This window comes from Ensifer sp., assembly GCF_035999185.1.
Lineage (GTDB): Bacteria > Pseudomonadota > Alphaproteobacteria > Rhizobiales > Rhizobiaceae > Ensifer.
Genome location: NZ_DASYHB010000167.1, coordinates 35,402 through 45,364, shown reverse-complemented (window position 1 = coordinate 45,364; position 9,963 = coordinate 35,402). Strand labels below are relative to the sequence as shown.

11 protein-coding genes are annotated in these 9,963 nt (G+C 63.6%); 7 read left to right on the top strand and 4 right to left on the bottom strand.

What is annotated here, in order from left to right; genetic code table 11:
• Positions 1 to 207: 207 nt before the first annotated feature.
• The 7 genes from VGO04_RS21165 to VGO04_RS21135 all read left to right on the top strand — a co-directional run bounded on the left by VGO04_RS21165 (position 208) and on the right by VGO04_RS21135 (position 4,800).
• Positions 208 to 477, top strand: coding sequence for a hypothetical protein (locus VGO04_RS21165; protein ID WP_089043914.1), 270 nt, complete (start codon positions 208 to 210; stop codon positions 475 to 477).
• Positions 478 to 492: 15 nt separating this feature from the next.
• A complete protein-coding gene (locus VGO04_RS21160; RefSeq protein ID WP_327497920.1) occupies positions 493 to 1,284 on the top strand; it encodes a hypothetical protein in 792 nt (263 codons plus the stop codon).
• A gap of 150 nt (positions 1,285 to 1,434) precedes the next feature.
• A complete protein-coding gene (locus VGO04_RS21155; protein ID WP_327497919.1) occupies positions 1,435 to 2,286 on the top strand; it encodes a folate-binding protein YgfZ in 852 nt (283 codons plus the stop codon).
• Positions 2,283 to 2,891, top strand: coding sequence for an HD family hydrolase (locus VGO04_RS21150; RefSeq protein WP_327497918.1), 609 nt, complete (start codon positions 2,283 to 2,285; stop codon positions 2,889 to 2,891). The genes VGO04_RS21155 and VGO04_RS21150 overlap by 4 nt, the downstream gene beginning before the upstream one ends.
• A 1-nt stretch (position 2,892) precedes the next feature.
• Positions 2,893 to 3,432 (top strand): tyrosine phosphatase family protein, encoded by a 540-nt coding sequence (locus tag VGO04_RS21145; protein ID WP_327497917.1) that lies wholly within the window; start codon positions 2,893 to 2,895, stop codon positions 3,430 to 3,432.
• Complete coding sequence (locus VGO04_RS21140; RefSeq protein ID WP_327497916.1) at positions 3,422 to 4,393, top strand: NUDIX hydrolase; 972 nt, start codon at positions 3,422 to 3,424, stop codon at positions 4,391 to 4,393. The genes VGO04_RS21145 and VGO04_RS21140 overlap by 11 nt, the downstream gene beginning before the upstream one ends.
• A 164-nt stretch (positions 4,394 to 4,557) precedes the next feature.
• A complete protein-coding gene (locus VGO04_RS21135) occupies positions 4,558 to 4,800 on the top strand; it encodes a hypothetical protein (protein ID WP_327497915.1) in 243 nt (80 codons plus the stop codon).
• A 42-nt stretch (positions 4,801 to 4,842) separates the two neighbouring features.
• Here VGO04_RS21135 and nadC read toward each other — a convergent pair whose 3' ends face one another.
• From nadC to VGO04_RS21115, 4 genes are all read right to left on the bottom strand, one after another.
• The gene (gene nadC / locus VGO04_RS21130; protein ID WP_327497914.1) at positions 4,843 to 5,751 is read right to left on the bottom strand and encodes a carboxylating nicotinate-nucleotide diphosphorylase; all 909 of its coding nucleotides are present in this window, start codon (positions 5,749 to 5,751) and stop codon (positions 4,843 to 4,845) included.
• Positions 5,752 to 5,798: 47 nt separating this feature from the next.
• Entirely contained in the window at positions 5,799 to 7,397 is a 1,599-nt protein-coding gene (locus VGO04_RS21125; RefSeq protein WP_327497913.1) for an L-aspartate oxidase, read from the bottom strand.
• 57 nt (positions 7,398 to 7,454) lie between these two features.
• Positions 7,455 to 8,534: a quinolinate synthase NadA gene (gene nadA / locus VGO04_RS21120; protein ID WP_327497912.1), complete on the bottom strand. Its 1,080-nt coding sequence runs from the start codon at positions 8,532 to 8,534 to the stop codon at positions 7,455 to 7,457.
• Between the two features lie 169 nt (positions 8,535 to 8,703).
• On the bottom strand, positions 8,704 to 9,942 hold the full coding sequence (locus VGO04_RS21115; protein WP_327497911.1) for an MFS transporter: 1,239 nt from the start codon (positions 9,940 to 9,942) through the stop codon (positions 8,704 to 8,706).
• Between the last annotated feature and the right edge of the window lie 21 nt (positions 9,943 to 9,963).

Genomic DNA, 9,963 nt, shown 5'->3' with positions numbered 1-9,963 from the left:
CGAAGGCGCAACACTTGCGTCAGAAATCGTCGCCCGCTTTGGAAATTAGCAATAAATTAACCTCTTTTCTCACGACCCCGTGTCGTTTCGGGAAAAGGCTGCTAAGTTCGTTAAGAGAGTGGTAAGAAGTGGCGAGTCCGTTACGGCCGTTCAGTTGAAGTTCAGCCGGGCGGCCTTAAGATGAACCGCTTGCACAATGGAAGTCGCATGGAACGAATGATGGAACCAAGCCTGACCGACATCGATGACATGATCGTCCACGAGAAAATGCAGGCTGCGCTGGAACACCAGAGCGAGGCATGGGCGGACGGCATGGCTGACGGTATCGAGCCGGAAATCATCGCCGATGCGGCCATCGCCCTGGCCATGCGGGAAACCGTTCGGCTTCATGGCGAAGACGGTGCCGAGGCGATGCTCAATTCGCTTCGGGAGCGCGTGCTCGCCGGCGAATTCTCGCCCCAACGCACGATTCAGTAATATCAGGACTGCCCGATGCTTCGGAACCTTGCAAACCGGACCGCTCCGGTTCGCCTCGCCACGCTGCTCTTGGCCGGTGTCGCCTTGACCGCCCCGACAGCGCTCTCCCCCGCTTTTGCGCTCAGCGAACTGCAAGACGCGCCGCAACCCGTTCCCGGTGAGCAGGCCCCGAGCGGCGAGCAGAAATCGACACCACCCGTTGCCGAGCCAGTCGCGGAAGAGCCGGACGAAGAAGAGCGCCTGCCGCTCGAGATCCCGATGCCGGATCCGCTGATCAACAAGTCGGCGACGGCGACCAAGGACGAAGTGCCTGCGGCCGACGAACCGGAAACCGCCGGGCCGGTCGAAGTGCTGACCGACATCTCTAAGATACCGGCGCCCGTCGCCCGGATGCGCGAACTGATCGTCGAGGCGGCTGCTTCGGGCGATATCGAGCGCCTGCGTTCATTGCTTGGCAAGGGACCAAATCAAACACAGGTCACCGGCGTTACCGGCGACGAAGACCCGGTCGCGATCCTCAAGGGGCTTTCGGGCGACCAGGAAGGCGTCGAGATCCTGGCGATCCTGCTCGACGTTCTGTCGACCGGCTTCGTTCTGGTCGACAAGGGCACGCCGCAGGAGGCCTATGTCTGGCCCTATTTCGCCGAGAAGAAGCTCTCCACGCTCACGCCGCCGGAAAAGGTCGACCTGTTCCGGCTGGTGACGGCCGGCGACTTTGCCGACATGGAAGAATTCGGCAGCTACAACTTCTACCGCGTCGGCATCATGCCCGACGGCAAGTGGAAATTCTTCATCGCCGGCGACTGAGCGCCGGCGACCTGCTTGCCGTTGGCAGCTGAACATCCTACCTCTTGGCCAAGAGATCACGATGGCGCCAGGTCGAGTCGACCCGTAGCGCGAATGTGATCGGTTCTAGGTTAGAGCGGGACCTGTCTCCCGCCGAGCAGGATACGCACGATGCCCACAGTTCGCCTCGACGACCGCGCGCTTGTCGCCGTCTCCGGCAAGGACGCGGAAGACCTCCTTCAGGGATTGATCACCACCGACCTCGACGCCCTCGCGGCTGACGAGGCAAAACCCGGCGCCCTTTTGACGCCACAGGGAAAGATCCTCTTCGACTTCCTGATTTCCCGCAAGGACGACGGCTTCCGGCTGGAGACGGCGCGCGACCAGGCAGAAGCGCTCTTGAAGCGGCTGACCATGTACAAGCTGCGCGCCGCCGTTGACCTCGCGCTGGAACCGTCCACCGCCATCGCCGTCACCTTCGGTGCGGAGGCGGCACCGGGCAGCTATCGGGATCACCGCTTCGAGAAGGCGGGCGCTCCCCTCTTCCGATCCTATGGCGGCGTGCCATCGGGCGACGCGGCCGGTGCCGACGAACTCGAACAGCTTCGGATCGAAGCGGGCATAGCGATTGCGGGTGCCGACTACGCGCCGCAGGACGTTTTCCCGCATGACGTGCTTCTCGACAAGAACGGCGGCCTGTCGTTCAAGAAGGGATGCTATGTCGGCCAGGAAGTCGTGTCGCGCATGCAGCATCGCAGCACGCCGCGTCGCCGGGTGGTGATCGTCACGGCTGACGCTCCGCTGCCGCCGACGGGCACGACGATCACCGCGAACAACAAGGCAATCGGCACGCTTGGCACCGTCAAGGGCAAGTCGGCGCTCGCGATCGTGCGCATCGACAAGGCCGGCGAGGCCATGGCGACTGAGGTTCCGCTTCTTGCCGGCGACGTCGCCGTGACGATGGTCCTGCCCGAATGGACCGGCCTGACCTTTCCGACGAGCGCGGACGAGGCAAGCGCGTGACCACGACCCGCGCCTGGCAGCGCATGCTCTCTGGACGCCGGCTGGACCTGCTCGACCCTTCGCCGCTCGACGTCGAGATCAGCGACATCGCCCACGGCCTTGCCCGCGTCGCGCGCTGGAACGGACAGACTGCCGGCGACCATGCCTTTTCGGTCGCCCAGCACAGCCTGATGGTCGAGGATATCTTTCGCCGCAGCAACAAATGCAACTCCGACGACTGCCTGCTGGCACTTCTGCACGATGCTCCGGAATATGTCATCGGCGACATGATCTCCCCATTCAAGGCCGTCGTCGGCGGCGGCTACAAGCTGGTGGAGAAGCGGCTGGAGAGCGCGATCCACCTGCGCTTCGGCCTGCCGGCGCACTGCTCCAAGGAACTGAAGGACAAGATCAAGAAGGCCGACCATGTCGCCGCCTATTTCGAGGCGACGGTGCTTGCAGGCTTCTCTGTCGAAGAGGCACGCAAGTTCTTCGGGCAGCCACGTGGCATCACGCGCGAAAGTCTGTCGATCGAGCCTGTGCCGGCAGTCGAAGCGCAGCGGCTTTTCACCGAACGGTTCCTTGCGCTGGAGGCGCAGCGCGTCCCGGCCCGTGCGGAAATCTGACATGCCCGACATCATCGTTTCGCCACTTGCCCGCATTGCCGAAATGGCCGTCCGACACCGCTGCACGGAAATGATCAGCCTTGTCGCCAAGGGCCAGGATTTCCATCGCCCCGGGGTCATCGCCAAGGCGCGGCATCTGACCCTCGGCATGAACGACATAACCTTTGCCGGCACCGGCGATCTCATCGCACCGCAGGAAGACCACGTCCGGCAAATCATCGCCTTCGCTCAGGGATGGGACCGTCAGCGCCCGCTGCTCGTCCACTGCTGGATGGGCGTTTCCCGCTCGCCGGCGGCGGCACTCATTGCAGCGCTTGCCGTCGCGCCCGATCAGGACGACGTCGAGCTGGTGCAGCGTTTGCGGCGGGCGGCGCCTTTCGCGACCCCGAACAGCAGGCTCGTCGAAATCGCAGATGCCGTGCTTCAGCGGGACGGGCGCCTAGCGGCGGCCGTGCGTGCGATCGGCCGTGGCGCCGATACCGACGGCAACGCGCCCTTCGTCCTGCCGCTTCTCGCCACGGGAGCAGCCGTTGCCGATTGAGACGCTGCCGACGACCGTCGAAATCGGCCTCAACGCGGCGATCGTTGCCGTCGTTCACCGCAGCCCGCGCATCCTTGCGGTCAGCGAAACGGACGGTGACGCGCGCGACAGCCTGCCCTTTGGTCCTTTCGATCCGACCCGACACCGCACGTTCGAAACGAGCCTGCGTGACCGCGTCGAAAAACGAACGGCGCTGAAGCTCGGCTATATCGAACAGCTCTACACCTTCGGCGATCGCGGCCGGCAGCGGCTTCCGGGCGAGGAAGGCAAGCACATGGTCTCCGTCGGTTATCTGGCGCTGACCCGCACCGACGCGGAAAACACAGAACGGCTGGCCGAAGCCGGCGCGCATTGGCGCGACTGGTACGGCTACCTGCCGTGGGAAGACTGGCGGCAAGGTCGCCCGGCCGTGCTCGACCAGACGATCCTGCCGGCGCTGGCGCGCTGGGAGGCGGGCGACGAAGGAGCGGCCCCGATTGCACAACGCCGCGCGCGCATCCGCCTTGCCTTCGGGCTCGATGATTTCCCCTGGGACGAAGAACGCGTTCTGGAACGGTACGAGCTGCTCTATCAGGCCGGCCTCGTGCCCGAAGCCGTCATCGACGGTCATGGCAATGGCGGGCAGGTCCTTTCCGCCGGACAAGCCATGCGCCATGACCACCGGCGCATCGTCGCAACCGCGATCGCCCGACTTCGCGGCAAGATCAAATACCGGCCGGTGGTCTTTGAGCTGATGCCGCCGGAGTTCACGCTCACCGACCTGCAGGCGACCGTCGAGGCGATCTCCGGGCGCCACCTGCACAAGCAGAATTTCCGCCGCCTCGTCGAAGGGGCTGAGCTTGTCGAGCCAACCGGCATGACACTATCGTCAACCGGCGGGCGCCCGGCCGCGCTCTTCCGTTTCCGCCGCCAGATCCTCGATGAACGCCCCGCCCCGGGGCTCAAGGTCGGAGGTCGCTGATTGCGCGTGCCGGCCGCGGAAATTCGGCGTAGAGTCTAACAGATCCCGTAAATCGCACTACATCCGACGAAGGATATTCTAGATCGCATACAGAGGGGTGTGACGCGACCGCTGCGCCATCAAACTCCCCTGCCTTTGCACCGCTTGCGACCGAGGTGACGACCATGCTGCTTGCACTGACCCTGCTGACGTCGTTGCTCGGCACGCCTCAATCGGGCGTCGACGAGAAACCAAAGATGCCCGACTACTTCAAGAACCAGCCGGGTGGCGGCATGCAGCCGCAGACCACGATCTGCAATCTCAACAGCCAGGATACCAACGGGCAGTTCAAGACCTGCCGCTACGATTGCGGCACGCAGATCACCGTCGGCGAGCGCTTTTCCTGCCCGTTCATCATGCAGCGTTAGGCCGCCGGATGGAGAAGCGCTCCACGCGCTTCTGTGCCCCTCTTACTGATCGATCAACACGTCGAGGCCAATGTCGAGCGTCGGGGCGGCCATGGTGATCTTCGAGGTCGAAATGTAATCGACACCGCTCTCGGCGATCGCCCGCACCGTTTCGATCTTGACGTTGCCCGAAGCTTCCAGCCGCGTGCGGCGGGGATCGAGTGCGTAGGCATCGGCGGAAAGCTGCCAGTGCGCCCGGTTGACGGCGACGGCTTCGCGCAGCAGTTCTGGCCCCATATTGTCGAGCAGAATGACATCGGGAGCCGCGGTCAGCGCTTCGCGCATCTGGTCGAGGCCATCGACCTCGATCTCGATCTTGACGAGGTGGCCGCAATAGGCGCGTGCCGCGTGCACGGCACTGGCAACGCCGCCGGAAACGGCGATGTGGTTGTCCTTGATCAGCACCGCATCGTCGAGGCCGTAGCGATGGTTGGAGCCGCCGCCGAGGCGCACGGCATATTTCTCAAGCGCCCGCAGCCCGGGAATGGTCTTGCGGGTGCAGCAGACTTTTGCGCGCGTATGGGCGATCTCGTCGGCAAATTTCGCCGTGTAGGTGGCGATCCCGGAAAGGTGCATGAGGAAGTTCAGCCCGACCCGCTCGGCCGAAAGCAGGCCGCGGGCGCGGCCCGAGATGCGGGCAATCGCCGTTCCCGGCGCCACCCGATCCCCGTCGGCGACGAGCGCTTCAAACCGGATCGACGGATCAACCAGACGGAAGGCGGCGCGGGCAAGGTCGAGCCCGGCGACCACGCCCGCATCGCGGACATTCATGCCAGCCGTTGCGGTCAGCTGCGGGCCGATCGTCGATAGCGTCGTGATGTCGCCGGCGCGGCCGAGATCTTCCATAAGTGCTGCGCGCACCTGGTCCTCGATCATCGGTGCGGGCAGTTCGGGTCGGAGGGCTGCTGTCATCTGCTGTTCGTCCTTGAAGTCAATCACATGCGTCGGCAGGCTCCGGATCACGCCGGTTCCGTTTCCGCCAACTCTCTTGCCAACCGGTTGGCATCGGCCAGCGTCAGATAGGTACGGCGGCGCCATTCCGGCCGTTCCGTGGCGCAATCGGCGCGGAAGTGACCGCCGCGGCTTTCCGTGCGGCGCAATGCACCCACGGCAATGAGCTTGGCCGTCGCTATGATGTTGGTGAAGCGCATGCGGGCATTGTCGCGCTCGAGCCGCTCGATCTCACGGATTGCCTTCTCCAGGCTCTCGCGCGTGCGGATCACGCCGACGCAGTCGCTCATCAGCTGGCGCAGGATCGTCAGCTGTGGGCTGTCTTCGACCGTCACCGGATCGTCGTTCTCGCCGGCATTGTCGCCCCATTCGGTAAGCTGTGGCGTCGGCAAGGTGCCCTTGATGTTTTCTGCTATACGGGCGGCAAAGACGACGGCTTCGAGCAGAGAGTTGGAGGCCAGACGGTTGGCGCCGTGCACGCCGGTCGAGGTCACTTCGCCTGCAGCCCAGAGGCCGTCGATAGAGGTTCGGCCTTCCGCGTCGGTCAAAACGCCACCCATGTGATAGTGAACGGCCGGCACCACCGGGATGGCTTGCGTCACCGGGTCGATGCCTGCGGCCATGCACGAGGCATAGACGGTCGGGAACATCTCTGGGAAATGCTTGCCGACGGCCTTGGTGCAATCAAGGAAGGCGCCCCGGCCTGCCTGGACCTCGGCAAAGACACCGCGCGAAACGATGTCGCGCGGCGCAAGCTCGCCGTCCGGGTGAATGTCGAGCATGAAGCGATGGCCGGTTGCGTTGACAAGGTGCGCGCCATCGCCGCGCAGGGCTTCGGTGGCAAGCGGCGCCGGATCCTTGCCGATGTTGATCGCCGTCGGGTGGAATTGGACGAATTCGGGATCGGCGATGATCGCGCCGGCGCGTGCCGCCATACCGACGCCCTGCCCGCACGCTTCCCACGGATTGGTGGTGACCGCATAGAGATGGCCGACGCCGCCGGAGCAAAGCACGACGGCGCGTGCCGGAAACGACACGCGTTTCTTCGACTGACCGGCGTCCGGCCGTGCGATGACGCCCGAGATGAAGCGCCCCTCGCGGACCAGTTCCTCGACCACGTAGCCTTCGATCACCCGGATCGACGGCGTGTTGCGCACAGCAGTGATCAACGCTTCCATGATCGCCTTGCCGGCCATGTCGCCCTTGACCCGAACGATGCGCCGCTCGGAGTGCGCCGCTTCGCGCGAAAGCAGCAATTTGCCCTCGAGGTCGCGGTCGAACGGCACGCCGTAATCGAGCAGATCGTGAATGCGCGCCGGACCTTCGGCCACCATCATCCGCGTCATCTTCTCATCGACGATGCCGGCACCGGCTGCAAGTGTGTCGGCCACGTGTTTTTCGAAGGTGTCGCCGGGGCTCATGGCCGCCGCAATACCGCCCTGTGCCCACGCCGAGGACGCACCGTGGCCGATCGGTGCGGCCGCAAGGATCGTTACCGGCCTCGGGCTGAGCTTCAGCGCGCAGAACAGCCCGGCCAGACCGCCACCGACGATGACGATGTCGTCAATCCCGTTGAACGATTGCGGGCGGAAATGGTCGGTCAGCATGTTTCATTCTCCTCCAATGCGCATGCCTGCATCCGGGCATCGCCCGGTGAAAATCCGTTACTGCTTGAGGTTTACCATGCGCTCGACCGCAAGGCGGGCGCGATCGGCGATCGCGGGATCGACCAGAACCTCCTCCGTCATGGTGAGCAAGCTGTCGAGGATCTTCGGCAGCGTGATGCGCTTCATGTGCGGACAGAGATTGCACGGCTTGACGAACTCGACACCCTCGATCTCGGCCTGGATATTGGACGCCATCGAGCATTCGGTGACCAGCAGCACCTTCGACGGCCGGTTGTCCTTGACGTAGTTGATCATGCCCGCAGTCGAACCGGCAAAGTCGCAGACGGCGATGACGTCCGGGTGGCATTCCGGATGGCCGATGATCTCGATGCCCGGATTGGCCTCCTTGTAGGCGAGCAGCTCGGCGGCGGTGAAACGCTCATGCACCTCGCAGTGGCCCTTCCAGGTCAGGATCTTCTTGTTGGTCTGGCGGGCCACGTTCATCGCCAGATACTCGTCCGGGATGCAAAGCACGGTGTCGGAGGCAAAGCTCTCGACGACCGAAAGCACGTTCGACGAGGTGCAGCAGATGTCGGTCTCTGCCTTCACGTCGGCCGAGGTGTTGACATAGGTGACGACGGGAACGCCGGGATAACGTTGCTTGAGCAGGCGCACATCGGCGCCGGTGATCGATTCCGACAGAGAGCAGCCGGCCTTGGCGTCAGGGATCAGCACCGTCTTTTCCGGGCTCAGAAGCTTCGAGGTCTCGGCCATGAAGTGCACGCCGCACTGGATGATGATCTCGGCGTCGACCTTTGCGGCGTCGCGGGCGAGCTGCAGCGAATCGCCGACGATATCGGCGACGCAATGGAAGATGTCCGGGGTCTGGTAGTTGTGCGCGAGGATGACGGCGTTACGCTCCTTCTTCAGCCGATTGATGGCATGAACGTAAGGTGCATAGACGGGCCACTCGATGGCCGGGATGAAATCCTTCACCTTTTCGTAGAGGTGCTCCGTTTCGCGTGCGACTGCCGGCGTAAAGGCAAGCTCGGGCCGTTCGATGATGCCGAAGCGCTGGGCGGCGCTTACAAAAACCGGGTTCGCCACACCTCGCGAAAGGGAATCAAGCTGCGTCATCGAAGTCTCCTCTCCGCCCCTCTCTCGGGCGGCCCTTCAATTATGCTCAAATTGAGCATAATTGAACCAAAACAAAAGCGGCAAAGCCGCATGGGTTGATTTAGAAAGTTTTGTGACAGAATTCAAGAATGGAGCGCCGCTTTTCGCGACGCCCCGTTTTTTGAGGCGATCAGGCCATTGCCGGCCGCACCACGCCCTTCTCCTCGATCGGCCAGTGGACAATCGCCGCGAAGATGCCGAGCGCCACGCCAAGCCACCATACCGGATCGTAAGAGCCGAAGTGGTCGTAGAGATAGCCGCCCATCCACACGCCAAGGAAAGAACCGACCTGGTGCGACAGGAAGACGATGCCTCCTAGCAGACCGAGATGCCGCGTACCGAACATGATCGCGACAAGCGCATTGGTCGGCGGCACGGTCGAGAGCCAGAGAAGCCCCATGACGATCGCAAAGACGATCACTGAGGTCGGCGTCTGCGGCAAGAGCAGGAAGGCGGTGACGGCGATCGAGCGGGCGATATAGATCAGCGCCAGGAAGTACGGTTTTGAATAGCGCTGCGCGATGAAGCCCGCCGACAGCGAACCGATGATATTGAAGAAGCCGATCAGGGCCAGCGCAATCACCGCGTAGCGCGCATCAATGCCGATATCGCCGATATAGGCCGGGAAGTGCGCGGTGATGAAAGCAACCTGATAACCGCAGACGAAGAAGCCGGAAACGAGCAGCAGGTAGCTCTTGTGGCCAAGCGCTTCCTTCAAGGCTTCACCGATCGACTGCTTGTACTGCGCTTCGGACTGACGACCGGACGAGGCGTTGCCACGCAGCGGAATGGCAACCAACGGCACGAGCAGCATCAGCACGCCGAGGTAGACCAGGCTATCAGACCAGCCATAGGCGGAGATCAGCCCCTGGCTCAATGGCGCGAAGAGGAACATGCCGGCCGAGCCGGCTGCCGTGCAGATGCCGAAAGCAAGCGAACGCTGGTGCGGCGTGACGTTGCGGGCGAAGGCCGATAGCAGGATGCCGAAAGAACCGGAGCCGACGGCCATGCCGACGAGAACGCCGCCACCGATATGCAGCCAGATCGGCGCGTCGGCAAAGGCCATGATGAACAGGCCGGCAGCGTAAAGAAGACCCGACATGGCGAGCACCCGCCAGGTGCCGAACTTGTCTGCGATCGCGCCGAAGAAGGGCTGGCTCAAGCCCCAGCAAAGGTTCTGGAGCGCCATCGCCAGGCCGAATGTGGTGCGATCCCAGCCGGTCTCGGCCAGCATCGGCAGCTGGAAGAAGCCCATCGCCGAACGCGGGCCGAAGGTGAGCATCGCAACGACCGAGCCGGCGGCAATGATAAGCCAGGGCATTTCCTGGCGAGCGTAGGACGGCGCGGATGCTCCGGAAACAGCGGACATGGCATAACTCCGATTGAAGAC

What these genes read in the sequence shown, in the direction of transcription:
- VGO04_RS21165 (WP_089043914.1), top strand. Translation starts at nt 208, where the DNA reads ATGGAACGAATGATGGAACCAAGCCTGACCGACATCGATGACATGATC.
- VGO04_RS21160 (WP_327497920.1), top strand. Translation starts at nt 493, where the DNA reads ATGCTTCGGAACCTTGCAAACCGGACCGCTCCGGTTCGCCTCGCCACG.
- VGO04_RS21155 (WP_327497919.1), top strand. Translation starts at nt 1,435, where the DNA reads ATGCCCACAGTTCGCCTCGACGACCGCGCGCTTGTCGCCGTCTCCGGC.
- VGO04_RS21145 (WP_327497917.1), top strand. Translation starts at nt 2,893, where the DNA reads ATGCCCGACATCATCGTTTCGCCACTTGCCCGCATTGCCGAAATGGCC.
- VGO04_RS21135 (WP_327497915.1), top strand. Translation starts at nt 4,558, where the DNA reads ATGCTGCTTGCACTGACCCTGCTGACGTCGTTGCTCGGCACGCCTCAA.
- nadC (WP_327497914.1), bottom strand. Translation starts at nt 5,751, where the DNA reads ATGACAGCAGCCCTCCGACCCGAACTGCCCGCACCGATGATCGAGGAC.
- VGO04_RS21125 (WP_327497913.1), bottom strand. Translation starts at nt 7,397, where the DNA reads ATGCTGACCGACCATTTCCGCCCGCAATCGTTCAACGGGATTGACGAC.
- nadA (WP_327497912.1), bottom strand. Translation starts at nt 8,534, where the DNA reads ATGACGCAGCTTGATTCCCTTTCGCGAGGTGTGGCGAACCCGGTTTTT.
- VGO04_RS21115 (WP_327497911.1), bottom strand. Translation starts at nt 9,942, where the DNA reads ATGTCCGCTGTTTCCGGAGCATCCGCGCCGTCCTACGCTCGCCAGGAA.